This is a genomic window from Streptomyces sp. HSG2 (genome assembly GCF_016598575.1).
In the GTDB taxonomy this organism is placed as follows: domain Bacteria; phylum Actinomycetota; class Actinomycetes; order Streptomycetales; family Streptomycetaceae; genus Streptomyces.
On the sequence record NZ_CP066801.1, the window covers coordinates 1,688,255 to 1,714,514 of the forward strand.

The 26,260-nt window shown below is 72.9% G+C and carries 24 protein-coding genes and 1 tRNA gene; 19 read left to right on the forward strand and 6 right to left on the reverse strand.

The genetic code is table 11. The features are described from left to right. The first annotated feature begins 142 nt into the window (after positions 1 to 142). Entirely contained in the window at positions 143 to 1,300 is a 1,158-nt protein-coding gene (locus tag JEK78_RS06850) for an acyl-CoA dehydrogenase family protein (RefSeq protein ID WP_200263215.1), read from the forward strand. Between the two features lie 34 nt (positions 1,301 to 1,334). After that, the gene (locus tag JEK78_RS06855) at positions 1,335 to 2,210 is read left to right on the forward strand and encodes an acyl-CoA thioesterase II (RefSeq protein ID WP_200263216.1); all 876 of its coding nucleotides are present in this window, start codon (positions 1,335 to 1,337) and stop codon (positions 2,208 to 2,210) included. Positions 2,211 to 2,284: 74 nt separating this feature from the next. Here JEK78_RS06855 and JEK78_RS06860 read toward each other — a convergent pair whose 3' ends face one another. Both JEK78_RS06860 and JEK78_RS06865 read right to left on the reverse strand, forming a co-directional pair. Further along, complete coding sequence (locus JEK78_RS06860) at positions 2,285 to 3,076, reverse strand: phosphatase (RefSeq protein WP_200263217.1); 792 nt, start codon at positions 3,074 to 3,076, stop codon at positions 2,285 to 2,287. 91 nt (positions 3,077 to 3,167) lie between these two features. Continuing rightward, positions 3,168 to 3,782 (reverse strand): TetR/AcrR family transcriptional regulator, encoded by a 615-nt coding sequence (locus JEK78_RS06865; RefSeq protein WP_200263218.1) that lies wholly within the window; start codon positions 3,780 to 3,782, stop codon positions 3,168 to 3,170. A 96-nt stretch (positions 3,783 to 3,878) separates the two neighbouring features. Between JEK78_RS06865 and JEK78_RS06870 the strand changes: the two genes are divergently transcribed. Genes JEK78_RS06870 through JEK78_RS06885 form a run of 4 tightly spaced genes read left to right on the forward strand, consistent with a single transcriptional unit; the run spans position 3,879 to position 9,568 of the window. Continuing rightward, the gene (locus JEK78_RS06870) at positions 3,879 to 5,495 is read left to right on the forward strand and encodes a carboxyl transferase domain-containing protein (RefSeq protein WP_200263219.1); all 1,617 of its coding nucleotides are present in this window, start codon (positions 3,879 to 3,881) and stop codon (positions 5,493 to 5,495) included. 14 nt (positions 5,496 to 5,509) lie between these two features. Continuing rightward, positions 5,510 to 7,453 carry an acetyl-CoA carboxylase biotin carboxylase subunit gene (locus JEK78_RS06875; RefSeq protein WP_200263220.1) on the forward strand — a complete coding sequence of 648 codons (1,944 nt, stop codon included), beginning with the start codon at positions 5,510 to 5,512 and terminating at the stop codon, positions 7,451 to 7,453. Positions 7,454 to 7,467: 14 nt separating this feature from the next. Continuing rightward, a complete protein-coding gene (locus tag JEK78_RS06880) occupies positions 7,468 to 8,403 on the forward strand; it encodes a hydroxymethylglutaryl-CoA lyase (protein ID WP_200264025.1) in 936 nt (311 codons plus the stop codon). Between the two features lie 4 nt (positions 8,404 to 8,407). Further along, positions 8,408 to 9,568, forward strand: coding sequence for an acyl-CoA dehydrogenase family protein (locus tag JEK78_RS06885; RefSeq protein WP_200263221.1), 1,161 nt, complete (start codon positions 8,408 to 8,410; stop codon positions 9,566 to 9,568). Between the two features lie 130 nt (positions 9,569 to 9,698). Here JEK78_RS06885 and JEK78_RS06890 read toward each other — a convergent pair whose 3' ends face one another. Beyond that, positions 9,699 to 10,049 carry a nuclear transport factor 2 family protein gene (locus tag JEK78_RS06890; RefSeq protein ID WP_200263222.1) on the reverse strand — a complete coding sequence of 117 codons (351 nt, stop codon included), beginning with the start codon at positions 10,047 to 10,049 and terminating at the stop codon, positions 9,699 to 9,701. A gap of 123 nt (positions 10,050 to 10,172) precedes the next feature. Between JEK78_RS06890 and JEK78_RS06895 the strand changes: the two genes are divergently transcribed. The 3 genes from JEK78_RS06895 (at position 10,173) to glmS (ending at position 13,256) form a co-directional block, all read left to right on the forward strand. Further along, the gene (locus JEK78_RS06895) at positions 10,173 to 10,952 is read left to right on the forward strand and encodes a helix-turn-helix transcriptional regulator (RefSeq protein ID WP_200263223.1); all 780 of its coding nucleotides are present in this window, start codon (positions 10,173 to 10,175) and stop codon (positions 10,950 to 10,952) included. A gap of 214 nt (positions 10,953 to 11,166) precedes the next feature. After that, the gene (locus JEK78_RS06900; protein ID WP_200263224.1) at positions 11,167 to 11,424 is read left to right on the forward strand and encodes a hypothetical protein; all 258 of its coding nucleotides are present in this window, start codon (positions 11,167 to 11,169) and stop codon (positions 11,422 to 11,424) included. Positions 11,425 to 11,438: 14 nt separating this feature from the next. Beyond that, the gene (glmS, locus tag JEK78_RS06905) at positions 11,439 to 13,256 is read left to right on the forward strand and encodes a glutamine--fructose-6-phosphate transaminase (isomerizing) (RefSeq protein WP_200263225.1); all 1,818 of its coding nucleotides are present in this window, start codon (positions 11,439 to 11,441) and stop codon (positions 13,254 to 13,256) included. Between the two features lie 96 nt (positions 13,257 to 13,352). On the opposite strand, the gene JEK78_RS06910 is transcribed toward glmS, so the two are convergent. After that, positions 13,353 to 13,880, reverse strand: a complete 528-nt coding sequence (locus JEK78_RS06910) for a universal stress protein (protein WP_200263226.1) — start codon at positions 13,878 to 13,880, stop codon at positions 13,353 to 13,355. Between the two features lie 931 nt (positions 13,881 to 14,811). Here JEK78_RS06910 and JEK78_RS06915 point away from each other — a divergent pair. From JEK78_RS06915 to JEK78_RS06935, 5 genes are all read left to right on the forward strand, one after another. After that, a complete protein-coding gene (locus tag JEK78_RS06915) occupies positions 14,812 to 16,056 on the forward strand; it encodes a helix-turn-helix domain-containing protein (RefSeq protein WP_200263227.1) in 1,245 nt (414 codons plus the stop codon). 161 nt (positions 16,057 to 16,217) lie between these two features. Beyond that, positions 16,218 to 16,820, forward strand: coding sequence for an oligoribonuclease (gene orn, locus JEK78_RS06920; RefSeq protein WP_200263228.1), 603 nt, complete (start codon positions 16,218 to 16,220; stop codon positions 16,818 to 16,820). Positions 16,821 to 16,949: 129 nt separating this feature from the next. Further along, positions 16,950 to 17,022: transfer RNA gene (locus JEK78_RS06925), tRNA-His, on the forward strand. 321 nt (positions 17,023 to 17,343) lie between these two features. Next, positions 17,344 to 17,514 carry a hypothetical protein gene (locus JEK78_RS06930; protein ID WP_200263229.1) on the forward strand — a complete coding sequence of 57 codons (171 nt, stop codon included), beginning with the start codon at positions 17,344 to 17,346 and terminating at the stop codon, positions 17,512 to 17,514. 44 nt (positions 17,515 to 17,558) lie between these two features. After that, on the forward strand, positions 17,559 to 17,750 hold the full coding sequence (locus JEK78_RS06935; protein ID WP_200263230.1) for a hypothetical protein: 192 nt from the start codon (positions 17,559 to 17,561) through the stop codon (positions 17,748 to 17,750). Positions 17,751 to 17,853: 103 nt separating this feature from the next. Here the strand turns inward: JEK78_RS06935 and JEK78_RS06940 are convergent, their stop codons facing one another. Continuing rightward, complete coding sequence (locus JEK78_RS06940; RefSeq protein WP_200263231.1) at positions 17,854 to 18,285, reverse strand: hypothetical protein; 432 nt, start codon at positions 18,283 to 18,285, stop codon at positions 17,854 to 17,856. Between the two features lie 306 nt (positions 18,286 to 18,591). Here JEK78_RS06940 and JEK78_RS06945 point away from each other — a divergent pair, with 306 nt between their 5' ends. Next, positions 18,592 to 19,977, forward strand: coding sequence for a hypothetical protein (locus JEK78_RS06945; RefSeq protein ID WP_200263232.1), 1,386 nt, complete (start codon positions 18,592 to 18,594; stop codon positions 19,975 to 19,977). A 220-nt stretch (positions 19,978 to 20,197) separates the two neighbouring features. Here the strand turns inward: JEK78_RS06945 and JEK78_RS06950 are convergent, their stop codons facing one another. Beyond that, positions 20,198 to 20,797 carry a histidine phosphatase family protein gene (locus tag JEK78_RS06950; RefSeq protein ID WP_200263233.1) on the reverse strand — a complete coding sequence of 200 codons (600 nt, stop codon included), beginning with the start codon at positions 20,795 to 20,797 and terminating at the stop codon, positions 20,198 to 20,200. A gap of 195 nt (positions 20,798 to 20,992) precedes the next feature. Here JEK78_RS06950 and JEK78_RS06955 point away from each other — a divergent pair, with 195 nt between their 5' ends. From JEK78_RS06955 to JEK78_RS06970, 4 genes are read left to right on the forward strand one after another with little or no spacing between them, the layout of a single operon-like run. Further along, positions 20,993 to 21,994: a phosphatase PAP2 family protein gene (locus tag JEK78_RS06955; RefSeq protein WP_200263234.1), complete on the forward strand. Its 1,002-nt coding sequence runs from the start codon at positions 20,993 to 20,995 to the stop codon at positions 21,992 to 21,994. Next, complete coding sequence (locus JEK78_RS06960) at positions 21,897 to 23,084, forward strand: hypothetical protein (RefSeq protein ID WP_242483291.1); 1,188 nt, start codon at positions 21,897 to 21,899, stop codon at positions 23,082 to 23,084. Before JEK78_RS06955 ends, JEK78_RS06960 begins: the two co-directional genes overlap by 98 nt. Next, complete coding sequence (locus JEK78_RS06965) at positions 23,075 to 24,667, forward strand: hypothetical protein (RefSeq protein ID WP_200263235.1); 1,593 nt, start codon at positions 23,075 to 23,077, stop codon at positions 24,665 to 24,667. The genes JEK78_RS06960 and JEK78_RS06965 overlap by 10 nt, the downstream gene beginning before the upstream one ends. Then, complete coding sequence (locus JEK78_RS06970) at positions 24,667 to 26,034, forward strand: AAA domain-containing protein (protein ID WP_200263236.1); 1,368 nt, start codon at positions 24,667 to 24,669, stop codon at positions 26,032 to 26,034. The genes JEK78_RS06965 and JEK78_RS06970 overlap by 1 nt, the downstream gene beginning before the upstream one ends. Positions 26,035 to 26,260 lie beyond the last annotated feature (226 nt).

Sequence of the window (26,260 nt, forward strand, 5' to 3'; positions counted from 1 at the left end):
CTACTCGCCGGTACGGTGGTATGTGAGCAAGCGCTTGGCCAGTCTGCTGACAGTGCCTCGATCGCGGTGATCGCGGCCCGTGACGGCGAGCGACCAGGTAGCCGAGAGCGGCGCCGGTTCCGGCGCGGAGGAGGGTGGCGCTGTGCGCCGTACGGTGTTCAACGAGGATCACGAGGCGTTCCGAGAGACCCTGCGCGCCTTCATCGAGGCCGAGGTCGCGCCCGTCTACGACGACTGGTTCGCCGCCGGCCAGGCGCCCCGCGAGTTCTACTACAAGCTCGCCGAGCTGGGTCTGTTCGGGATCAACGTCCCCGAGGAGTACGGCGGCGCCGGCCTGGACACGCACAAGTTCGAGGCGATCCAGTACGAGGAGGCCTCGCGGGCGGGCGTCAGCTTCGGCGGCTCCGGCGTCCACGTACTGCTCGCCCTCCCGTACATCAAGATGCTCGCCACCGAGGACCAGAAGAAGCGCTACCTGCCCAAGTTCGTCTCCGGCGAGGAGATGTGGGCGATAGCCATGACCGAGCCGGGCACCGGATCGGACCTGGCGGGCATGAAGTCCACGGCGCGCCTGAGCGAGGACGGCACCCACTACGTCCTCAACGGCGCCAAGACCTTCATCACCGGCGGCGTGCACGCCGACAAGGTGATCGTCTGCGCCCGCACCGCGCCGCCGACGGCGGAGGACCGGCGCCACGGCATCTCGCTGCTGGCGGTGGACACCAAGTCCGAGGGGTACTCCGTCGGCCGCAAGCTCGACAAGCTGGGGCTCAGGACCTCCGACACGGCGGAGCTGGCCTTCGTCGACGTCAAGGTGCCGGTGGAGGACCTGCTCGGCGAGGAGAACAAGGGCTTCCACTACCTCGGCGCCAACCTCCCCTCCGAGCGCTTCGGCATCGCCTTCGGCGCCTACGCCCAGGCCAAGGCGGCCGTCCGTTTCGCCCAGCAGTACGTGCGGGAGCGCACGGTCTTCGGCAAGCCGGTCGCCGCCTTCCAGAACACCAAGTTCGAGCTGGCCTCCTGCCAGGCGGAGGTGGACGCCGCCGAGGCCGTCGCCGACCGCGCCCTGGAGGCGCTGGACGCGGGCGAGCTGACCGCCGCCGAGGCCGCCAGCGCCAAGCTCTTCTGTACCGAGGTCGCCCACCGCGTGATCGACCGCTGTCTGCAACTGCACGGCGGATACGGCTACATGAACGAGTACCCGATCGCCCGCCTCTACGCGGACAACCGCGTCAACCGAATCTACGGCGGCACCAGCGAGGTCATGAAGATGATCATCGCCAAGAACATGGGCCTGTGAGGACCGGCCCACGACACCCGGCACCATCGAACCCGTGAACGAAGCACTGGAGACCCTGCTCGATCTGCTCGACCTGGAGCGGATCGAGCAGGACATCTTCCGCGGTCGGTCCCGCTCGGCCCTGGTCCCCCGGGTGTTCGGCGGACAGGTGGCGGCCCAGGCCATGGTCGCCGCGGGGCGGACCGTCCCCGAGGACCGGCCGCCCCACTCCCTGCACGCGTACTTCCTGCGTCCGGGGGACCCGGGCGCGCCGATCGTCTACGAGGTCGACCGGCTCCGCGACGGACGGTCGTTCACCACGCGTCGGGTCGTCGCCGTCCAGCACGGCAAACCGATCTTCGGTCTCTCGGCGTCCTTCCAGACCGACGAGGAGGGGCTCGAACACCAGGCGCCGATGCCGGCCGCACCGGACCCCGAGACCCTCCCCACCGGCGAGGAGCGGCTGAGCCGCTACCCGCACCTGGACCCCGAGGTGGTGGACCGATATCTCCGCTCGCGCGGGGCGATCGACATGCGCTACGCCGACGACCCGCCGTTCGGCAGCTACGGGGAACCCCGGGAGCCGCACTCGCAGGTGTGGTTCCGCATCAGGGGCAAGCTCGCCGACGAGCCGCTGCTCCACGCCGTGCTGGCCACCTACGTGTCCGACATGACCCTGCTCGACTCGGTGTTGCTCGCGCACGGTCGGGGCGGCTGGGCCGTCGGCGACGTGGTGGGGGCGTCGCTGGACCACGCCATGTGGTTCCATCGCCCCTTCCGTGCCGACGAGTGGCTTCTCTACGACCAGCAATCGCCGTCCGCCCACGGAGGTCGGGGCCTGGGGCAGGCCCGCATCTACACCCACGACGGCCGACTGGCCGTCTCGCTGGTCCAGGAGGGCGTGGTCCGGGTCCCCCACGAGGAGCACTGAGGAACGCCCCGCCCGGGGGCTGCGGGCCCCGGGGGGTCCGGGGCCCGCAGGCGTCGGACGCCCCGCGCCCGGGCCTACCCGGCCAGCCCCGCCTCGGCCAGCAGGTACGCCGTCATGGGGTCGTAGTGGCGCGGCGTGGCCACGTGGTCGTCCAGCGGGACGACGACCTGGACCGTCCCCTCCGCCTCGGCGAGGAAGAGCGCCGGATCGTTGCTGTCCGCGTAGCCGACGGAGTCGACGCCGTGCCGGCCGGCGTACCCGGCCCATCCGTGGTCGGCGACGACCAGGTCGGGGAGCGGGCGCCCCTCGCGCTCCAGGCCGGTCAACACCGCCCTCATCGGCTCGCCGGAGTGGGTGTGCCACAGCGTCGCGCCGCGCTCCACCACCGCGACGTCGGCGAACTGCACGACACTCCCCTGGTCCGTCGACAGCCCCTCGGGGACGACGACGATCTCGCACCCCGCGTCGCGCAGCGCCGCGGCCGTCGCGCGGTGCACGTCGAGCAGCCCCCCCGGATGACCGGTGGCCAGCAGCACCCGCTGCCGCCCCTCGGCGGCCTTCCGCAGCCGCCCGGCGAGCCGCTCCAGACCGGCCACGGTCGACTCCGGGTCGATGGTGTCCCGGCCGTGCCGACGAGAGGGGTCGGGGTCCACCCCGACCCGCTCGGCCATGACGGCGAGGACGTCCCGCTCGTCGCTCCAGCGGTCGCCCAGCTCCAGACCGAGCCAGAAGCCCCGGTCGCCCTCGGCGAGGGAGCGGTAGTGGGAGAGGTTGTTCTCGCGAGGAGTGTCCACGTCGCCCGCGACGCGAGTGCGGACGAGGTGGTCGAGCAGTTCGGCGCGGCTGGGTGTCCCGGTTGTCGACATGCCCCCATTCTGACGTCCTCCTCGCCGGAGGAGGCGGGGATTTCGCCGACCGGGGGGGACCGTCGGGCGACGCGCCGCCGGGCGGGTGCGATCACCCGAGGGGAACCGGCCGCCCCTCGGCCGCCGCCGCCAACGCCCCCCGCGCCATCCGGTGGAGCAGTGCGGCGGTGACCTCCCGGCCCGGCGGGGCGTCGGCGCGCCCCAGGTGGGGGGTGGAGTTGATCAGGCCGAAGACCGCGTGGACGGCGGAGCGCGCACCGGATTCGTCGAGCACGGGGTAGTGGCCGCGCACTACCGACACCCACAGCTCCACGTACCGGCGCTGCAGGCGGCGCACGGTCTTGCGGTCCGCGTCCCGGAGGCGGTCCAGCTCACGGTCGTGCAGGGTGATGAGCGGGCGGTCGTCGAGCGCGAAGTCGATGTGGCCCTCGATCAGCGAGTCGAGGACCGCCTCGGGGACCGAGCCGTCGGCCTCCGCCAGTCGTCGCCGCGCCCCCGTGAGGAGTTGATCGCTGATGCCGACCAGCAGCTCCGCGAGCATCGCGTCCTTGCCCGCGAAGTGCCGGTACAGGCCGGGGCCGCTGATGCCGACGGCCGCGCCTATCTCGTCGACGCCCACCCCGTGGAAGCCACGCTCGGCGAAGAGTCGCGCGGCCTCGCGCAGGATCTGTTCGCGGCGGGTCGGGGCGTCCGTCCTGGTGGCCATGGAGACGATTCTAGACAGCACGGTTAGCGCTCGTTAACCTGGCGACATGCGTTAACGCTCATTAACTGGTGGACCACTGGGTGAGGGGACCGCACGATGCATGAGGCACCGGAGCTGACGAGCGCGGCCGACCCCGCCTCCGAGGCCTTTCGGGCCAACGAGTCGGCGCACCGCGCCCTCGTCGAGGAACTCCGCGGCAAGCTGGCCGAGGCCAGGATGGGAGGCGGCGAGCGGGCCAGGGCCCGACACACCGCCCGCGGCAAGCTGCTGCCACGGGATCGGGTGGACGGCCTCCTGGACCGTGGCTCGCCGTTCCTGGAGTTGGCGCCGCTCGCGGCGGAGGGGCTGTACGAGGGCCAGGCCCCGGCGGCAGGCGTGATCGCCGGCATCGGGAGGGTCGCCGGCCGGGAGTGCGTGATCGTGGCCAACGACGCCACCGTCAAGGGCGGCACGTACTACCCGATGACGGTGAAGAAGCACCTGCGGGCGCAGGAGGTGGCCCTGGAGAACCGGTTGCCGTGCCTGTACCTGGTGGACTCCGGGGGCGCCTTCCTCCCCCTCCAGGACGAGGTCTTCCCCGACCGGGACCACTTCGGCCGGATCTTCTACAACCAGGCCCGGATGTCCGGGGCGGGCGTTCCGCAGATCGCCGCCGTCCTCGGCTCGTGCACCGCGGGCGGCGCCTACGTACCCGCGATGAGCGACGAGGCGGTGATCGTCCGGGACCAGGGCACCATCTTCCTGGGCGGCCCCCCACTGGTGAAGGCGGCCACCGGCGAGGTGGTGACCGCCGAGGAACTGGGCGGCGGCGAGGTCCACGCCAGGGTGTCGGGGGTGACGGACCACCTCGCGGAGGACGACGCGCACGCGCTCCGCATCGTGCGCGACATCGTCGCCACGCTGCCGCGTCGAGGCGCGCCCCCTTGGAGCGTCTCCCCCGCCGTCGGGCCGGCGGTCGACCCGCGCGGACTGTACGGCGCGGTCCCCGTGGACTCCCGCACCCCGTACGACGTGCGGGAGATCATCGCGCGGGTGGTCGACGGGTCCCGTTTCGCGGAGTTCAAGGCCGAGTTCGGACAGACGCTGGTCACCGGCTTCGCCCGGATCCACGGCCACCCCGTGGGGATCGTCGCCAACAACGGCATCCTCTTCTCCGAGTCCGCCCAGAAGGGCGCGCACTTCGTCGAGTTGTGCGACCAGCGGGGCATCCCGCTGCTCTTCCTCCAGAACATCTCCGGCTTCATGGTCGGCCGGGACTACGAGGCGGGCGGCATCGCCAAGCACGGCGCCAAGATGGTCACCGCGGTGGCCTGCACCCGGGTGCCGAAACTGACGGTGGTCGTCGGCGGTTCCTACGGCGCCGGGAACTACTCCATGTGCGGGCGGGCGTACTCGCCGCGCTTCCTGTGGATGTGGCCCAACGCCAAGATCTCCGTGATGGGCGGCGAGCAGGCCGCCTCCGTGCTGGCGACCGTCAAACGGGACCAGCTGGAGTCCCGCGGCGAGGCCTGGTCGGCGCAGGAGGAGGACGCCTTCAAGGCCCCGGTCCGGGCCCAGTACGAACGCCAGGGCAGCGCCTACTACGCGACGGCGCGCCTGTGGGACGACGGTGTCATCGACCCGATGGAGACCCGTCAGGTGCTCGGGCTCGCGCTGACCGCCTGTGCCAACGCGCCGCTGGGCGAGCCCCGGTTCGGCGTCTTCCGGATGTGAGGGGAACGGACATCATGTTCGACACCGTCCTTGTGGCGAACCGCGGCGAGATCGCCGTCCGGGTGATTCGCACACTGCGTTCCATGGGCGTGCGTTCGGTGGCGGTGTTCTCCGACGCCGACGCCGACGCCCGCCATGTCCGCGAGGCCGACACCGCCGTCCGCGTCGGGCCGCCGGCCGCCGTCGACAGCTACCTGTCCATCGAGCGGCTGCTGGAGGCAGCCGCTCGCACGGGCGCCCAAGCGGTCCACCCGGGGTACGGCTTCCTCGCCGAGAACGCCGGGTTCGCGCGGGCCTGCGCGGAGGCGGGGCTCGTCTTCGTCGGGCCTCCGGCGGACGCCATCGCCCTGATGGGGGACAAGATCCGGGCCAAGGAGTCCGTCCGGGCGGCCGGCGTGCCGGTGGTCCCCGGCTCCAGCGGCAGCGGCCTGAGCGACGCCGAACTCGTCGCGGCGGCCAGGGAGATCGGCACCCCGGTGCTGCTCAAACCCTCCGCCGGCGGAGGCGGCAAGGGGATGCGCCTGGTGCGCGACCCGTCGTCGGTCCAGGACGAGATCGCCGCCGCCCGCCGTGAGGCGCGCGCCGCCTTCGGCGACGACACGCTCCTGGTGGAGCGGTGGATCGACCGCCCCCGGCACATCGAGATCCAGGTGCTCGCCGACGCGCACGGCCGGGTCGTGCACCTCGGGGAGAGGGAGTGCTCGCTGCAACGCCGGCACCAAAAGATCGTCGAGGAGGCGCCGAGCGTCCTTCTCGACGAGGCCACCCGGGCGTCGATGGGCGAGGCCGCGGTCCGGGCGGCGCGCTCCTGCGGCTACAGAGGCGCGGGCACGGTGGAGTTCATCGTCCCCGGCGACGATCCCTCCGCCCACTACTTCATGGAGATGAACACCCGCCTTCAGGTCGAGCACCCGGTCACGGAGCTGGTCACCGGCGTGGACCTGGTGGAGTGGCAACTACGGGTGGCCGCCGGCGAGCCCCTCGCCCTCGAACAGCGGGACGTCCGGATGAGCGGACACGCGATCGAGGCCCGGCTCTGCGCGGAGGACCCCGCGCGTGGGTTCCTTCCGTCCGGAGGCACCGTACTGCGCCTCCGTGAGCCCGAGGGCGCGGGCGTCCGCACGGACTCCGGGCTGAGCCAGGGCACCGAGGTGGGCAGTCGCTACGACCCGATGCTCGCCAAGGTGATCGCCCACGGCCCGGACAGGGCCACGGCCCTGCGCAGGCTCCGGGCGGCGCTGGCGGAGACGGTCACCCTCGGCGTCCAGACCAACGCGGGCTTCCTGCGCCGCCTGCTGGCCCACCCCGACGTGGTGGCCGGGGACCTCGACACAGGGCTCGTGGAGCGGGAGGCAGAGGGCCTCGTTCCCGCCCACGTGCCCGAGGAGGTGTACGAGGCGGCGGCGGCGGTCCGGCTGGAGGCGCTGCGGCCGAGCGGCGAGGGCTGGACCGACCCGTTCTCGGTGCCCAGCGGCTGGCGCATGGGCGGGACGCACCGGCCCGTCTCCTTCCCGCTCAAGGCGGCCGGGGACGCGGTGGAGCACACCGCGCGCGGCACGGCGGTCGTCACCGAGGAGAGGGTGGCCGTGACCCTCGACGGGGTCCGGCACACCTTCCACCGCGCGGGCGAATGGCTCGGCCGCGACGGGGACGCCTGGCACGTACGCGACCACGACCCGGTGGCCGCGGCCCTGTCCCGCGCCGCGCACGGCGCCGGCGACTCGCTGACCGCCCCCATGCCCGGCACGGTGACGGTGGTCAAGGTCGCCGTCGGCGACCGGGTGAGTGCCGGGCAGCACCTGGTGGTGGTGGAGGCGATGAAGATGGAGCACGTCGTCTCCGCGCCGCACGCCGGCACCATCGCCGAACTCGACGTGACCCCCGGCACGGCGGTCGCCATGGACCAGGTCCTGGCGGTCGTCGCCCCGGACGACGACGCGAAGGAGGAGCCGGCGTGATCGGCGAACTGCCCATGGTCGTCCCGGAGCCGGGGCTGCCGGGCCGGGTCCGGGTGCACGAGGTGGGTCCCCGGGACGGACTGCAGAACGAGTCCGCGACGGTGCCCACCGAGGTGAAGGCCGAGTTCGTCCGGCGGCTGGCCGAAGCCGGGCTCACGACGATCGAGGCGACCAGCTTCGTCCACCCGAAGTGGGTCCCGCAGCTGGCCGACGCCGAGCGGCTGTACCCGCTTCTGTCCGGACTGGACGGGGTCGACCTTCCCGTGCTGGTGCCCAACGGGCTTGGTCTGGACCGGGCGCTCGCGCTCGGCGCGCGGCGGGTCGCCGTCTTCGCCAGCGCCACGGAGTCCTTCGCGCGGGCCAACCTCAACCGCTCGGTGGACGAGTCCCTGGCCATGTTCGAGCCGGTGGTGACCCGCGCCAAGCGGGCGGACGGACACGTCCGCGGGTATCTGTCGATGTGCTTCGGCGACCCGTGGGAGGGCCCCGTCCCCCTCGCACGCGTGGTGCGGGTCTGCCGCGCCCTGCTCGACATGGGTTGCGACGAACTGAGCCTCGGCGACACCATCGGGGTGGCCACTCCGGGGCACGTCACCGCGCTGCTGGAGGCGCTCGCCGAGGCCGGCGTCCCCTCCGGCGTGCTCGGCGTGCACTTCCACGACACCTACGGGCAGGCTCTCGCCAACACCCTGGCCGCCCTCCGGTCGGGCGTCACCACCGTCGACGCCTCCGCGGGCGGCCTGGGCGGCTGCCCCTACGCCCGGTCCGCCACCGGCAACCTCGCCACCGAGGACCTCGTGTGGATGTTGCGCGGGCTCGGCATCGAGACCGGCGTCGATCTCGGCCTGCTGGTCGCCACCAGCGTCTGGATGTCCGAACGGCTGGGACGGCCCAGCCCCTCCCGGACGGTGCGCGCCCTCGCGTCCGCCGACTCCCACAAGGAGCAGTGACCCCATGGACCACAACCTCTCCCCCGAGTTGGAGGAACTCCGCCGCACCGTGGAGGAGTTCGCCCACGACGTGGTGGCGCCGAAGATCGGCGACCTGTACGAGCGCCACGAGTTCCCGTACGAGATCGTGCGCGAGATGGGCCGGATGGGCCTGTTCGGGCTGCCCTTCCCCGAGGAGTACGGCGGCATGGGCGGCGACTATCTCGCCCTCGGCGTCGCCCTGGAGGAACTCGCCCGGGTGGATTCCTCGGTCGCCATCACCCTGGAGGCGGGGGTCTCGCTGGGCGCGATGCCGCTCCACCTGTTCGGCACCGAGGAGCAGAAGCGGCGGTGGCTGCCGCGGTTGTGCTCGGGCGAGGCGCTGGGCGCCTTCGGCCTCACCGAACCGGACGGCGGATCCGACGCCGCGGCCACCCGCACCACGGCCCGCCTGGACGAGACGACCGGGGAATGGGTGATCAACGGCACGAAGTGCTTCATCACCAACTCGGGCACCGACATCACCGGCCTGGTGACGGTCACGGCCGTCACCGGCCGCAGACCCGACGGCGGGCCGCTGATCTCGGCGATCATCGTCCCCTCGGGGACCCCGGGGTTCTCGGTGGCCGCCCCGTACAGCAAGGTCGGCTGGAACGCCTCGGACACCCGGGAGCTGTCCTTCGACGACGTGCGGGTGCCCGCCGCCAATCTGTTGGGAGAACAGGGCCGCGGCTACGCCCAGTTCCTGCGCATCCTCGACGAGGGCCGCGTCGCGATCGCGGCCCTCGCCACGGGCCTGGCCCAGGGCTGCGTGGACGAGTCCGTCCGCTACGCGCGGCAACGCCACGCCTTCGGCCGACCCATCGGCGCCAACCAGGCCGTCCAGTTCAAGATCGCCGACATGGAGACGAGGGCGCACACCGCCCGCCTCGCCTGGCGGGACGCGGCCTCCCGACTGGTGGCGGGCGAACCCTTCAAGAAGCAGGCGGCTCTGGCGAAGCTCCACTCGTCCACCGTCGCGGTCGACAACGCCCGGGACGCCACCCAGATCCACGGCGGCTACGGTTTCATGAACGAATACCCGGTCGCCCGGATGTGGCGGGACTCCAAGATCCTGGAGATCGGCGAGGGCACGAGCGAGGTGCAGCGGATGCTGATCGCCCGCGAACTGGGCCTGCCGGGCTGAGGGGTGTCGGGAGGTACTCTCGGCCCCCGGCCCTGGGCGGCCGGGGGCGAGAGTCGGGCCCGGAAGGCGCCGGAGCTTGGACGACGCCGGGAGTCGCGGACGCCCCGGACCGCGCCCGATGAGGACACCGTCAAGCCGGCACCCTGTCCAGGAAGCCGTACACGTCCTGGATCCGGCCCGCCTCGTCCAGCACGAGGACGTCGAACCCGACTATCGCCGGCTCGGCTCCCGCCGGGCCGAGGCCCCAGCGGAAGCGCACCTGACGATGGTGGGCGTCGACCTCGCCGACCGGGGTGAACACGAACCCGGGAAACCGCTCCCGGGCACTGTCGACGAGTGCCGCGATGTCCTCGTGGCCCGCGACCTCCGCCAACGGATCGGTGTAGGTCGCCTGGGGCGACCAGTGCCGGGAGAGCAACGCCGCCCGCTCCTCGCGGGTCGCGTTCCAGGTGGCCAGGTACCGCTCGACGACAGCCTTCATGATCGTCCTCTCTCGGTCGTCTCGGTCTAGAACCGCTGCCGGAATCCTGACGCGGCCCGGCCGCGAGAGCCATGACCTCACCGGTCATGGCCACGCCGGACGCGGCCCCCTAGAGTCGTCGGCATGAGCGTGACAGGCGAAGTCCCACCGGTCGGCGCGCTGCTGCGGACCTGGCGTGAGCGACGCCGCCTCAGCCAACAGCGGCTTTCGGATCGATCGCGGGTCTCCACCCGGCACCTCAGCCGGGTGGAGACCGGCAAGGCACACCCGACACCGGGGATGCTCATGCGCCTGGCCGAGCACCTGGACGTGCCGCCCCGGGATCGAGACCGACTCTTGCTGGCCGCCGGATACGCTCCGCGCCACGGCTCCCAGCGAGGCGACGACGCCTCGATCGCGGTGGTGATGGACGGCCTCCGTCGTCTCCTCGAAGCCCATCTGCCCTATCCGGCTCTCCTGTTGGACGATCACTGGGACATCGTCGACGCCAACGCCGCGGCCGACCGACTCCTGGTCGGTTGCGCACCGGAACTGCTGGAGCCACCGGTCAACGTGGTCCGGGTCTGTCTCCACCCGGACGGGCTGGCCGGCCGGATCGGCAACCTCGCCGAGTGGGGCGGCCATCTGCTCCGGCAGGCGAGTCACCGTGCCGAGCGCACCCATGATCGCCGCCACCACGAGTTGGCCGCGGAGATCGCCGACCGGATCGGCGGGGCCGACGCCTCCGCGCCACCCACCGGACCGGTGGTCGCCCTCCAGCTCGACGTCGACGGACGCCCCCTCCGGTTCTTCAGCGCCTCCGCCACCCTCGGCACTGCCACCGACGCCACACTGGAAGGACTGCGCCTGGAGACGTTCCTCCCGGCCGACGACGAGACACGACGCCGACTCGGCGGACGGTAGCGCGTCGGCTCCACCGCACTCCCTCGCGTCGTCGCCCCGGGCCGACGCCCTCCCGTCGACCCCCGAGCGCTCTCGGGATTCCGTCACGACCCCGACGGACGGAACGCGAGCGAAGGCGACACCCGACGACTCCGACCGAAGGAAGACGGTCGATCCTGCCCGGATTCGGGCAGACGGCTTGCGGAACGGCCACCGCTCCCCGAAGATCGAGCGGGTGCACGAGGAACTCGTCGATCACCTGACCCGCTCCACCCCCCTGAGCCGGGGTGAGGCGTCGCGCGTGATCCAGGACGTGCTCGCCTACTTCGACGAGACGACCGAGGAGTTCGTCCGTCGCCGCCACCGCGAACTCCAGGCCCGAGGCATGGTGAACGCGACGATCTTCGAACGGATCGAGGCGGAGCTGAGATACCGGGCGGTGGCACCGCCGGAGCTCACCCTGCGGCAGCTGCGCCGCGTCGTCTACGGATAGGAAAGCCCACCCACATGTGCGGAATCGTCGGCTACATCGGCAAGCGGGACGTGGCGCCGCTCCTCCTGGAGGGCCTCCAGCGCCTGGAGTACCGCGGCTACGACTCGGCGGGCATCGTCGTCACCTCGCCCAAGGCCGCCGGCCTGCGGATGGTCAAGGCCAAGGGACGCGTCCGCGACCTCGAGGCCAAGGTACCCGCGCGCTTCAAGGGCACCACCGGCATCGCGCACACCCGTTGGGCGACCCACGGCGCCCCCTCGGACGAGAACGCCCACCCCCACATGTCGGCCGACGGCGAGGTGGCTGTGGTCCACAACGGGATCATCGACAACGCCTCGGACCTGCGCCGCAAGCTGGAGGCGGACGGCGTCGAGTTCCTGTCCGAGACCGACACCGAGGTCCTGACCCACCTCGTGGCCCGCTCCGAGGCCGCCACGCTGGAGGACAAGGTCCGCGACGCCCTGCGGGTGGTGGAGGGGACCTACGGCATCGCGGTGATGCACGCCGCCTTCCCCGACCGCGTCGTGGTGGCGCGCAACGGCTCGCCGGTGGTCCTGGGCATCGGCGAGAAGGAGATGTTCGTCGCCTCGGACATCGCCGCCCTTGTCACCCACACCCGCCAGATCGTCACCCTCGACGACGGAGAGATGGCGACGCTCAAGGCCGACGACTTCCGCACCTACACCACGGAGGGCACGCGAACCACCGCCGAGCCCACCACCGTCGAGTGGGAGGCCGCCTCCTACGACATGGGCGGCCACGACACCTACATGCACAAGGAGATCCACGAGCAGGCGGACGCCGTGGACCGGGTGCTGCGCGGACGCGTCGACGACCGCTTCTCCACCGTCCACCTGGGCGGGCTCAACCTGGACGCCAGGGAGGCCCGGCGGATCCGCCGCGTGAAGATCCTCGGCTGCGGCACCTCCTACCACGCGGGGTTGATCGGCGCCCAGATGATCGAGGAGCTGGCCCGTATCCCCGCAGACGCGGAACCGGCGTCGGAGTTCCGCTACCGCAACGCCGTCGTGGACCCCGACACGCTCTACGTCGCCGTCTCGCAGTCGGGCGAGACCTACGACGTGCTCGCGGCCGTGCAGGAGCTGAAGCGCAAGGGGGCCCGGGTCCTCGGCGTGGTCAACGTGGTCGGGTCGGCCATCGCCCGCGAGGCCGACGGGGGCATCTACGTGCACGCGGGCCCCGAGGTCTGCGTGGTCTCCACCAAGTGCTTCACCAACACGACGGTGGCCTTCGCTCTTCTCGCCCTTCACCTCGGGCGGACCCGGGACCTGTCGGTGCGGGACGGCAGGCGGATCATCGACGGTCTGCGCAGGCTGCCCGAGCAGATCTCCCAGATCATGAAGCAGGAAGAGGAGATCAAGAGGCTGGCGCTGCACTACGCAGAGGCCCGCTCGATGCTCTTCATCGGCCGCGTACGGGGCTACCCGGTCGCCCGCGAGGCCTCGCTGAAGCTCAAGGAGGTCTCCTACATCCACGCCGAGGCCTACCCGGCCTCCGAGCTCAAGCACGGCCCCCTCGCCCTGATCGAACCCGCGCTGCCCACGGTGGCCGTCGTGCCGGACGACGACCTGCTGGAGAAGAACCGGGCCGCCCTGGAGGAGATCAAGGCTCGCAGCGGCCGGATCCTCGCGGTGGCCCACCAGGACGAGCCCAAGGCCGACCACACCGTGGTGGTGCCGAAGAACGAGGACGAACTGGACCCCATCCTCCTGGGGATCCCGCTGCAACTCCTCGCATACCACACGGCCCTCGCCCTGGGGCGGGACATCGACAAGCCGCGGAACCTCGCCAAGTCCGTGACGGTGGAGTAGTCACCGGAGGCCGCGAAGGGACCGGGCTCCGGGCGCACCACACGCCCGGAGCCGTCCGTCGGGAACTCGCGAGCCCCTGGGCGGTCCCGGCCGCGGTCAGGGAATGACCACCACCGGCCGACGCGCCCGCTTGGCCAACCGCCCGGCGACCGAGCCGAAGAGCCGCGCGAAGAGCCCGTGGGCGCAGCCCACCACGATCGCGTCGGCCTCGTACTCGCGTCCCACCTGCTCCAGCTCGTGGCAGATGTCCCCACCGCGCTCGACCAGGATCCACGGCACCTCGCCCAAGGGCTCGGCACAGGCCAGCTCAAGGCCCAGGACTTCGGTGCGGTGGTCGGGGACGTCCACGAAGACGGGCGGCTCACACCCCGCCCAGACCGACGCGGGCAGTCGGTTGGCGACATGGACGATGATCAGTCCGGCGGCGTGGCGACGCGCCATGCCGACGGCGTAGGCGAGCGCGCGCTCGCTGGATCTGGAGCCGTCGAAACCGACGACGACCCCGTGCCGGAAGGCGGGGTCGCACGCCTGGCGCGATTCCTCCGCCGCCAGGGGCTCGCCCGATCCGGGTTCGGCGAGGGGACGCTTGCGGTCCGCGGGTTCGAAGAATTCGTGACCGGTCATGGCTGTCTCGGGGTGGCAGTCCTCTTCGGGCGGGACGACAGGGTGTGGCGCCTGTGTCCGGGAATCATCTTCCCAACCCCATACCCCCAAGGGTACGACCGCACTCCTCCCCCGGCGGATTCCGCGACGCGCTGTCGCGAGACACCCACCGGAACGTGTCCGGCGCCCCGTTCGCGGCGCGATGGCCGGTACGTCGCACTCGGGGGCGCCGGCCCGGCCGGTGCCCCAGGCGTCCGCGACACCCGACCGCCCGCGAGACGCCGCCCCCTCGCCCGGATCGGCGGCCGGCATCGCGGAACGCGCCCCTCCACGATCCCTCGGAGCCGGCCCTCGGCCGGCGGATCCCGCGCCCGCTCTCCGGCCACCGATCCCGAATCCCGGATTCCACGGCGGCTGCCGCCGAGGCCGGGAGTGACGGACCGGCGACGACCACGCGTACGCGCCCCGCACGTGCCGCGCCCTCCCAAGCCGGGCGACGGGGAGGGCGGCGGGCGTCGACGGACCGCGGGGAGCCGACGAGGGCGGGATCAAGGGCTATACACCGGGCGGCTGACCGGTTTCCACGCCCACACGCGCACCTTTTCAGCCAACTTTCGAAGAAGGGCCTCACCCTCCCCCGGCGACCCCCCATTCAGGCCCCCACCTGCATGAACAAGGCCGCTCGAGCCCCCCGGACCCTACGGGGACAAGCCACCACCCCGAGGCGCACTTCCCAGCGACGCCCCAGAGTGCAACGCTTCGTGATCGAATGCTTCACGCCAAGTTGCCATGTCGACAATGTCCGAAGTGCCGAACCAGCCATCCGGGCTCGACGCGACACAGTAGATTCGATCTTGACTGTCCACGGCGGGGGACCCGTGCAGGACCGAGGGGAAACGTGCAGGAGCGACATCACCGGGGAGCCGCGACCATCGAGGGGGGCTTAGCAGAAATGAGCCACGACGCCACCGCCGCGCCGGAAGCCGCGGCCCGGAAGCTGTCCGGGCGTCGGCGCAAGGAGATCGTCGCGGTGCTGCTCTTCAGCGGCGGTCCCATCTTCGAGAGTTCCATACCACTGTCGGTGTTCGGGATAGACCGCCAGGACGCCGGCGTACCGCGCTACCGACTGTTGGTGTGCGCGGGTGAGGACGGCCCCCTGCGGACCACAGGGGGTCTGGAACTCACCGCGCCACAGGGCCTGGACGCCATCGCCCGCGCGGGCACGGTCGTCGTGCCGGCCTGGCGTTCGATCACGTCGCCTCCGCCGGAGGAGGCGCTCGACGCGCTACGCCGAGCGCACGAGGAGGGCGCTCGTATCGTCGGACTGTGCACCGGGGCCTTCGTCCTGGCCGCCGCCGGACTCCTGGACGGGCGCCCGGCGACGACCCACTGGATGTACGCGCCGACCCTGGCCAAGCGCTACCCGTCGGTCCATGTGGACCCCCGGGAGCTCTTCGTCGACGACGGCGACGTCCTGACCTCGGCGGGCACGGCGGCCGGCATCGACCTCTGCCTGCACATCGTGCGCACCGACCACGGGAGCGAGGCGGCCGGCGCGCTGGCCCGCCGGCTGGTGGTGCCACCGCGACGCAGTGGCGGCCAGGAGCGCTACCTGGACAGGTCTTTACCCGAGGAGATCGGCGCCGACCCACTGGCCGAGGTCGTCGCCTGGGCGCTGGAACACCTCCACGAGCAGTTCGACGTGGAGACGCTGGCGGCGCGCGCGTACATGAGTCGTCGGACCTTCGACCGGCGGTTCCGTTCCCTGACGGGCAGCGCCCCCTTGCAGTGGCTGATCACCCAGCGGGTCCTGCAGGCACAGCGCCTGCTGGAGACCTCCGACTACTCGGTGGACGAAGTCGCCGGGCGGTGCGGCTTCCGCTCCCCGGTGGCACTGCGCGGTCACTTCCGGCGGCAGCTGGGCTCGTCGCCGGCGGCCTACCGGGCGGCCTACCGGGCCCGCCGGCCACAGGGGGAACGCCCCGCGGACCTCGGCGCCGTCTCGATGGCGTCGCCGCGCGGGACGGGCCCCGGCGAGGGCCCGGTCCCGGTGACGCCCCCGCAGCCGGAGCCCTCGGTGCCCTTCCCGCCCCGTCGGACCGCGGCGCCGGTCGGCGCCCCGATCCTGTCGGAGCACGCCCGCGACGGCTATCTGCCCGTCCGCGCCGGGGTGCCGGGGCAGCGCGGCGGGATGTGACGGTCCCGGTGTCCGACCGCCCTGCCCGGTGGCCGGACACCCGCGGGGCATCGGCCCCCCGGCCCTCGCCCGCGTGTGACACGCGGGCGAGGGCCGGGGGGCCGAACCCCTTCGCGAACCCGCCCCGGGGAGGAGTGAGAGGTGCGGAATACAGTGGTCGCATGAACGATCGCATGGTGTGGATCGACTGCGAGATGACCGGCCTCTCGCTGTCGGACGACGCACTCATCGAGGTGGCCGCCCTCGTCACCGACTCCGAGCTGAACGTGCTCGGCGACGGCGTGGACATCGTCGTCCGGCCGCCGGACCGGGCGCTGGAGACCATGCCGGACGTGGTGCGGGAGATGCACACGGCGTCGGGGCTGCTGACCGAACTCGCGGACGGCACGACGCTGGAGGACGCGCAGGAGCGGGTGCTCGCCTACGTACGGGAACACGTCAAGGAGCCCGGCAAGGCGCCCCTGTGCGGCAACTCCGTCGGCACCGACCGGGGCTTTCTCCTCAGGGACATGCCGGCGCTGGAGTCCTATCTCCACTACCGGATCGTCGACGTGTCGTCGATCAAGGAGCTGGCCCGCCGCTGGTATCCCCGGGCCTACTTCAACAGCCCGGAGAAGAACGGGAACCACCGCGCGCTCGCCGACATCCGCGAATCCATCGCGGAGCTTCGCTACTACCGGGAGGCCGTCTTCGTCCCGCGGCCGGGCCCCGACTCGGACACGGCCAAGACCATCGCGGCCAGGCACGTCCTGCCCGCCTCGTAGGCGTCGCCCCGGCTCCCCCGGCGGCGGCGCCGAGCGAGGTGCGCGAGCACACTCCGGGACCCTGTACACTTCTTCTCGGCCGGTAGGGGAGACCCACCGACAGCCCCTCGGGGCCGGCGACCGGTCGTGGTGGGTGTAGCTCAGTTGGTAGAGCACCTGGTTGTGGTCCAGGTGGCCGCGGGTTCAAGTCCCGTCACTCACCCTGATGAAACAGCGGTCGGGCCCGGCGCTTCCATGGAAGCGCCGGGCCCGACCGCTTTCCGCCCCGCGAGCACAAGCCCCGCACCGCGGCCCTCCTCTCCTCCTTCGTCGACCCCGCCGCCCGGGATGCGCGGGGAACCGGGGGCGAACACCCCTCGACGGACGACGGTCGAGGCAGTCGCGGGGGTCCACCAGAGGGGGGATGCCGGCGGGCCCTACCGGGCCAGTCGAGTTTCGTCGAGCCGCGGGACAGACACGCGAGGTCGGCCGTCCTAGCCTCGGTAAGTGGGACAACCAAAGGACGACAGAAGGAGAGCAACCGATGACCAGCACGATCAAGGACCTCCCGGGCAGCCCTCTCGACGAGACCGAACAGGGAACGATGGTCCGCTCCGGGTTCGTCGTCAGCGCGACCTTCACCATCTACGTAGGGGTCGCCGTCGGTAGCTTCGGGCTCTCGCTCGGGGTGGGACACATGGTCGCCAACGGCTGAGAAGCACTCGACGCGACACGTCACCACATCACAAGGAGACTCAGATGGACCTGACCACACTCGTCCGGCACCTCGACGAGACCCGCCCGGAGTTGGTCGAGGGCGACCCCGGACTCTCACCGCTCGACTCCACGGTCGTCTCGGCCGCACCCGCAGTAACCTTTGCCGCCGCCTTCTTGGTGGGGGCCGGTGCCGGGATCGGCGCCTTGGCCGGCGGCATCAGCTTCGGAGGTTGAACCCTTCCTCCCCGACCCGAAGGCCGGGGAGGCCTCGAAGGAGGCATGATGCCGCGGAGCGAGTGCGGCAGTCGGGGTGCCGGAGGGAGTCGGCACCCCGCCGCTATCGGGGCGAAACCGGGCAGTTAGCCACCCCGCAGGCATCAGCGACCCGGATCAGCCGCGCCGCCTCCCCCAGCGCGGCACGGAGAACGACGGGATCCGTCGTCTCCTCCACCCCCCGAGGCGGCAGCAGCCACTCCGCTCCGTCCGGCGGCGGGGAGGAAGTCGTGCGGCGCCCCGCCCCGGAAGCCCGAGAGCACGTGCTGCCGGGCACGTCCCAGTCCGCCGCCGTCCCGGCCGGCACCAGGAAGCCGAGGGTGTCGCGGCCGTCGTCGTGCAGCACCGGCCCGACGGCCTCGCGGTCGCCCCTCCTGAGAATGTCGACCGCTTCCAGACCCTGACGCACCGGAACGGTGACCACGTCGCAGCCGACACACGGGCCACCGCGATCACGGCGGCGCACGATCCGGTCGGACTCGATCCCGGTCTTCATACCGGCCTCCACCACGGAACTCCTCCTCGGAACCAGACACCCGGGGGTCGGCCGCCTCCCGGTCGTCCGGTCCAACGCGTCGCGTCGTCAACGGCTACGGCGGAAGTTGGCCGCAAAGGATGGCAGTTCATGGCGGATCACGGATGAGATATCCGGTTTGTAGCCAAACATCGCATGGCGCGGTCGATACAGCGGGTACGTTCGTGCTCGCCGGAAACAGGGTGGCAAACGGGACGACTTCTCACATCACCCCCCAACCCTCCCCGGTCCGGCATGGTTCGACGGTTCGCACGAGAGGGCCCGGCCATGGCGTCGTCAACGGTGACCCCACCTCAACCCGAGCGGTCACCGCAACCCAACACGGTCTTCCGAGGCCTGCGCGGTCGGCGCTCGCCCGCCGAGTTCGCGGCGGCGGTCCGCCGGGCCGCCCGGGAGATCGGCGAGCGGGTCAGTTGTGACGCGCGGTACATCGGGCGGGTCGAGTCGGGCGAGATCCGCTGCCCCAACTACGCCTACGAGCGAGTGTTCCTGCACATGTTCCCCGGACGCTCGCTCACCGACCTCGGCTTCGCCTCACGGTCGTCCGTCCGAGGACGCCGGATGCGCGAGTACGGAGGGCAGCCCGGATCGTACGGGGCGCCGAACCCCCTCATCACGCAAGACGACTACGAGGAGAGCGACGTGCTGCGTCGCGCGTTCATGACCGGAGGAGGCGCCACCGTGGCCGCCGCCTCCCTGGGCCCGATGGGCCTCACCCGGGAGGCCGCGGCCGTGCCACGCGCGCGGCGCCCCGGGTCCAGTGACGTGGGAGCCCTGGAGGAAGCCGTCCGCCGCATCCGCGTACTGGACGACCGGCACGGCGCCGACGGCCTGTACCAGCGGGCCGCCGCGCCGCTGCGCGCGGCCTACGCCCTGCTGGACGCCGGGGCCACCCGGCAGCGGACCGCGGACCGGCTGTACTCGGGAGCGGGTGAACTCGCCATCTCGGTGGGCTGGCTGGCCCACGACTCCGGGCGGTTCGACGACGCCCGCTCGCACTACGCGGAGGCGCTGGCCACCGCCCGCACCAACGGGGACGCCGGGCTGGAGGCCCACGCCTTCTGCAACACGGCGTTCCTGGCACGCGACACCGGCCGCCCCCGAGAGGCGGTCCGCGCGGCCCAGGCGGCCCAACGGGCCGCCGACCGGTTGGGCTCCCCCCGCCTGCTGTCCCTGCTGGCCCTGCGCGAGGCCGGCGGATGGGCGGGGCTGGGCGACCGGACCGCCTGCGCCCAGGCGCTGGCCCGCGCGCGGGCGCTCCACGCCCGAGGACCCTCGGACGACGACCCGGAGTGGATGACCTTCTACGGGGAGGCCGAGTTGGAGGCGCTGGAAGCTCAGTGCTGGTCGGCGATGGGCGACTGGTCCCGAGCCGCACGGCACGCCCGGCGCGCGGCCGACCCGCAGGACCCGCACTTCGCCCGGAACGCCGCGCTCTACGCGGCGGAACTCGCCGACGACCTCGCGCGCGGCGGACGCCCCGACGAGGCGGCGGCGGCCGGGACGCGAGTGCTCGACCTGTCGGACCAGGTCCAGTCCGCGCGGGTACGGGCGATACTGGACGGTACGGCCCGGGTGTTGGCGCCGCACCGACGGGCGAGCGGTGTCTCGGCGTTCCTGGAACGGCACGCGGCCCTGACCCGATCCACGTGATCCACCCAGCTTCGCTTCACCACCGGGCTGAAGCCCGGTGCACTGCGAACAGCCCCTTGGCGAACCGAGCCGTCCCCTCACGTGAGCGAACCGAGGCACGGGCCAGGTGTGGCGCGGCGGCGTCGACCACTTCTCCCATCACGCCAGGAGGCCGGTCGCCTTCGCCACCCTCCACGCCCCGCCGCCCCGGAGGGGAAAAGCAGCCGCACGGCCCCTCCGGTCAGACCTCCGTCAGGTGCCCCACGTCGTTCCAACTCTCGATGGCGGGTTCCCCGTAGGCCCAGCCGAGCACGGAGAGGGAGGCCGGACTCAGCCGGATCCGCGCCCCGAACCCCACCGGGAGCCCCAACCACCGCGCCCCGACGGCCCGCAGGATGTGGCCGTGGGCGAAGACCAGCACATCGCGGTCGGCCTCCCTGGCCCAGGCCACGACCTCGTCGGCGCGGGCGGACACCTCCGCCGGGCTCTCCCCCCGCGGCGCGCCGTCCCGCCAGAGCAGCCACCCGGGCCGGGCGGCGGCGATCCTCGCGGGGGTCAGTCCCTCGTACGAGCCGTAGTCCCATTCCCGAAGCACGTCCCAGGTGCGGGCGCGTTCGCCGAACCCGGCGAGTTCGCACGTCTCCCGGGCACGGCGGAGCGGACTGGTGCGTACCTCCAGGCCGGACGGGGCCTCCGCGTCGATCCCGAGGAGCCGCGCGCCGAGCGACTCGGCGCCGCGCCGCCCCTCGTCCAGCAGCGGCAGGTCCGTCGCGCCGGTGTGCCTGCCGGACAGCGACCACTCGGTCTGCCCATGCCGGGCCAGCAGGACGCGCGGTGCCATGGGGGCCCTCCGGGAAGCGAGCGGACGGTGCCGTTCCATCATCGCGCACCGCGCCGAGGGGCAACCCTCGGGGGGATCGAGGCGTCTCTCAGGGTCGGGGGCTCCCGGGGGAGGACACGCTCTACGCCGTTAGAGTGACACGTCCGGCCGGCGCCGGGGCGCTGGAGAACACCGACGAAGGGGGCGGGCGACCGGATGCGGCACACCGACATACCGGACGCCGAGGCGACCGCCCGGCTCCGCTGGTGGACCGAACTCCCGTTGATCCTCGTGGTCTACGCCTGCTACTCCGTCGGGCGCCTGCTGGTGCGCGGCGACGTCTCGGACGCCGTCGACCACGGGCTGGCCATCCTCCGGATCGAACAGGCGCTCCGCCTCGACGCCGAGCACCCGCTGAACCGACTCTTCACCCGCGAGCCCTGGATCGGCGTCCCCGCCGACTTCTGGTACGCCTCGCTCCACTACCTGGTCACACCGGCGCTGCTGGTGTGGCTCTTCCGGTCCCGGCGGGTGCGCTACCGGGCCGCCCGGACCTGGCTGATGACCTCGACCTTCATCGGCATGATCGGCTTCACCGCGCTGCCCACCTGCCCGCCGCGGCTGCTGCACGAGCGGTACGGCTTCGTCGACACGATGGCGCAGTACAGCTCCTGGGGGTGGTGGGGCAGCGAGGCCAGCGCCCCGCGTGGTCTGGGCGGCATGACCAACCAGTACGCGGCGATGCCCAGCCTTCACGTGGGCTGGGCCCTGTGGTGCGGGGTGATCCTGTGGCGGTACGGGGGCACGCGCGCGACCAAGGTGATCGCCGTGGTCTACCCGCTGGTGACCACGGTGGTGGTGATGGGCACCGCCAACCACTACTTCCTCGACGCCGTCGCCGGGGCGGGCGTGATGGCGGTGGGGCTGTGGTTGACCCCCCACGTCACCCGCGGTGTGGACCGGCTCCGCACCCGGGTCGCCGAGCGGGCACCGGACCGCCCCTCCACCTCGATCACCGGTCCGAGGCCCGTCGCCGTGACGCCCTCTCCCATCCCGGTTCCCCGGTCCGGTGGCGAAGCGGAACCACCCGCTGTCGGTCGCGGATGTCACACTCTCGCGCGTGAGCGAATTCCACGCGGGCGCGAGCCCGGGATCCCCGCCGAGGCCGACGCCGCTCCCGCGGGCGCGGGGGAGGGCGCTGCGGCACCGACTCGCTGAGCTGCGAGGCCCCGGCACGCCCGCGAAGCCCCTCGACGCCCGCGCGCTGGCCGCCCTCGCGGCCAACCCGGGCTGCGCGCGCCGGACCGTCCTCGACGGCGCCGGCGTCGACAAGGCGGCACTGGCCCGTGCGCTGGGCGCCCCCGCCGTCTTCGGCCGATCACAGTTCGCCTTCGCCCGGGGGAACGCCTTCGAGGCACGGGTGAAGGCGGACGGCGGCGCGCAGCTGCTGGGGCTGGTGCGCGATCTGCTCGCTCCGGACACCGGCCGGCCCGGGGAGGCGGAGGTGCCCGATCTCACCGCGACCGGCCCCGAGGGGCGGGTTGCCCGCACCGCGCTCGCCCTGCGGGAGGCGACCGCGGCCGGACGTTGGACCCTGCTGGACCACCCCCTGCTCGTCCTCGACGTCGCGGGCGTACCCGCGTTCCTGGAACCGGACGCGGTGGTCGTCCACCCGGACGGCGTCTGGACGGTCGTGGAGGTGAAGTCCTTCCCCATCCTCGACGGCACCGCGGACCCGGCGAAGGTGGGCGCGGCGGCCCGACAGGCCGCGGTGTACGTCCTGGCGCTGGAGGAGGTGGCCGGCAGGCTGGGCCCGACGCGGCGGGAGCGGGTGGACCCCCGGATGCTCCTGGTCTGCCCTCGTGACTTCGGCAACTCCCCGACGGCGTGCGCCGTCGACGTCCGCCGGCAGCGGGCGGCGACACGCCGGATGCTCGGCCGGCTGACCCGGGTCGAGGAGATCGCCGATTCCCTGCCCGAGGGGATCCGTTTCTCCCCCGAGCTCCCGGCGGACCGGCTTGCGACCGCCGTGGGCGCGGTGGAGGCGGTCTACGTCCCCGAGTGCCTGGCCACCTGCGAGTTGGCCTTCCACTGCCGGGCGGAATCCCGGGACTCCGGAGCCGTGACCGCCCTGGGGCGGCCCGTGCGGGCGGAACTCGGCGCGCTGACCGGCGTGGCCGAGGTCCTGGCGGCGGCGCGTGGCGAGCGCGGCGACCCGGACGATCCCACGGTGGCGATGCTGCGCCGAGCGTCCCTGCTGCGCGCCGAGGCACTGGCGAGCACGGATCGGGGGGCGAGGTGTCACTGATCGGAACGCTCGCCCGACTGGAGGCGGTCTCGGTCGGGCGCGCCCGACCGAACGCCACGGTGCTGCACCGGCACCTGTCCGACCGGCCCCTGGTCCTGGTGCCGTTCACGACCGCGGGAGAGGTCGGAGCACCGGTGGGCGCACTGGTGGGCACCGACCGCGAGGCACCGCGCCTGCTGGTGGTACCGCAGCCGCGTGATCGGGAGCTGAGGTTCGGCTTCCTCGCCGAGCTGGCCGACGTGGTCCTGCCGTACCTGGAGTCGCACGCGAGCGTCGTGGAACCGGCCGAGCGCGCGGACACCGACCCGGAGACGGGCCGACGGGTCAAGGTCGAGGTGGAACTGTGCGCGGACGCCGGTCAGCTGATCGTGCCGAGTCGGGCGGGGATCGACCTCGTCCGCCTGTTGGGCCGTTCCACCCGCTTCCGGCGATCGGCCGAGCAGGATCCGGAGGCTCCGTACCCGGCGCCGCCGGGGGTGCCGCTGCTGGGGCGCTGGCTGACCCACTACGGGGAGCGGGCCCGGGTTCCCGGCTCCTCGCTGCTGCTGGCCGTGACCGACCTGCTGGCCCGACACTGGGCGACCGGCCAGTCCGCGCTGGAGGACCGGCATCTCGGCGCCCTGCTGGCCTGGATCGACCCGCCGAAGGGGGTGTCGGGCGCGGCGGCGGCGCTCCACGCCGAGCTGGCCAGGGACGCCGACGGCCAGCTGCTGTGCCCACCGGCCGGGCCGGCCACCGATCCGGCCTTCGACAACCGTCGATTGGCACCGGCCGTCGAGCGGTACGACCGGGCGCGCGCGGCACTGGCCACGGCGGTGGAGGGGCAGGGCGCCGACCGGCTCCTCGGCGCGGTGTCCGAGGCGGAGGGGGAGATCGCCGCGCTGGTGGCCGACCTGGCGCGGCCCACCTGGGAGGCGGTCTGGCGAGGCCTGGACCTGTTGCGGACGCTGCCCGTGGGCGCGCGTGTCGAGGAGCGCTGGACCCGGGACCGCTGGTCCTTCACGTCGCATCGGGATCGGGTCGTCGCGGGCGAACCTCCCCGACCACGCCACGACGACGCCGTCACGGCCGCGACCAGGCTCGCGGGCCGGGAGCGGGAACAGGCGCGGCTCGATGCGCAGGAGGCCCTGGACGATCCGCTGGTGATGGCCGGCCGCCGGCTGGCGGGAGAGGCGTTCCGCGGCGAGATCGTGGAGGTGGTGATGGCGTACGGGGAGGGCAAGCGGCCCGTGCCGCGCCCATTGATCACGGTGCGCACCGACGACCGGCCGCGGTGCGACCCAGGGACCAGGGTCCATCGCTCGCTGGACGGTCGGCCGCAGACCGCGGAGTTCGTCCGGGAGGAGGGCGAGGGGGTCCTGGTCCTGCGGATCCTGGACCGGATGGGTCGCGGGCGGGAGCCGGCCGCGGGCTCGGTTCCCGAGCGGGGGGAGAGCGTCTGCTTCACCCTCTTCGCGCATGAGCAACGCGGTGGGCCCCGGCTGCCCGACCCCTCCCGGACGCCTTGGACGCACGGGGGACCGCGCGGCGGGGAGACCGAGGCCGAGGCACCGGACACGGACACCGAGGAGGACGTTCTGTGATGGCGACGGCGACGGAGCCCGATTCCGCCGGCCCCGGTGGCGCGGTAGACCCGGGGGCCGAGGCCGCCCGGGCCACGGCGGCGATCCTCCGGGACACGCTGCACGGCTCCGCGCGCGGGGTCGTCGTGGACTCCCCGCCCGGGGCCGGCAAGTCCACCCTGGTCGTGCGGGCGGCCCTGGAGCTCGTCGCCGCCGGCCGCCCGCTGATGGTGGTGGCGCAGACCAACGCACAGGTGGACGATCTCGTCCTGCGGATCGCCGAGCGAAGCCCGCGGCTTCCGGTGGGTCGCCTGCACAGCAGCGACGCGGACCCCTACGACCCGGCGCTCGACGCGCTGCCGCAGGTACGCAAGTCGGCCAAGGTCTCCGAGCTGGACGGGCTCACCGTGGTCCTGTCGACCGCGGCGAAGTGGGCCCATGTGCGGGTGGACCGGCCGTGGCCGCACGCGATCGTCGACGAGGCGTACCAGATGCGCTCGGACGCGCTGCTGGCCGTGGCGGGCCTGTTCGAGAAGGCGCTGTTCGTCGGCGATCCCGGACAGTTGGACCCGTTCACCACGGTCGACGGCGACGAGTGGGCCGGGCTCTCCCACGATCCGTCGGCCTCGGCGGTCTCGGCGCTCCTGGCGCACCATCCCGGCCTGCCACAACACCGGTTGCCGGTGTCCTGGCGACTTCCGGCGTCGGCGGCTCCGCTCGTCTCCGCCGCCTTCTATCCCTTCACCCCGTTCCGCAGCGGCACCGGACCCGGCGAGCGCGAGCTGCTCTTCGCGGTCCCGCCGGACGGCTCGGGACCGGACCGGGTGATCGACGAGGCGGCGGCCACGGGGTGGGGGTTGTTGGAGCTGCCCGCGCGGCGCACCCCGAGGACGGACCCGGAGGCGGTGGGGGCGGTGGCCTCGGTGGTGCGCCGGTTGCTGGACCGGCGTGGCGCCGCGACATCCGAGCGCGGCCCGGATCCGGTCCCGCTGACCGCCGATCGGATCGCCGTGGGCACGGCCCACCGGGATCAGGCGGCGGCGGTGCGGGCCGCTCTGGAGCGGCTCGGGGTCGTCGGGGTGACCGTCGACACGGCCAACCGCCTGCAGGGGCGCGAGTACGACGTGACGGTCGTGCTGCACCCGCTGTCCGGCCGACCCGACGCCACCACCTTCCATCTGGAGACCGGCCGACTGTGCGTGCTGACGTCGAGGCACCGCCACGCCTGCGTGGTGGTGTGCCGCGCCGGTGTCGACGACCTGCTGGACGGCCATCCCTCCACCGAGCCCGTACGGCTGGGCGTGGTGGTCAGGTTCCCCGACGGATGGGAGGCCAATCACGCGGTGCTGGCCCACCTGGCGCGCCACCGGGTGCCCTGGTCGGGCTGACGGCGTGGAGGTCGGCCGTGCCGGGGCCCCCGCCGCGGCGGGGCACCGGGCGAGTGCGCGGTCCCCGCTTCGGGCACCCGGTGGGCGCGGACCGGGGTCCGGCGGCGAGCGGCGCCGGAGGATCGGGGCCGGGGGCCGTCCACCCGGTGGGTGGTGGGCTCGTCGGGGGGCGGGCCACTCCGCCGGTCTCCGGCCGGAGGATCGTGGTCGCCGCCCGGTCGGGGCC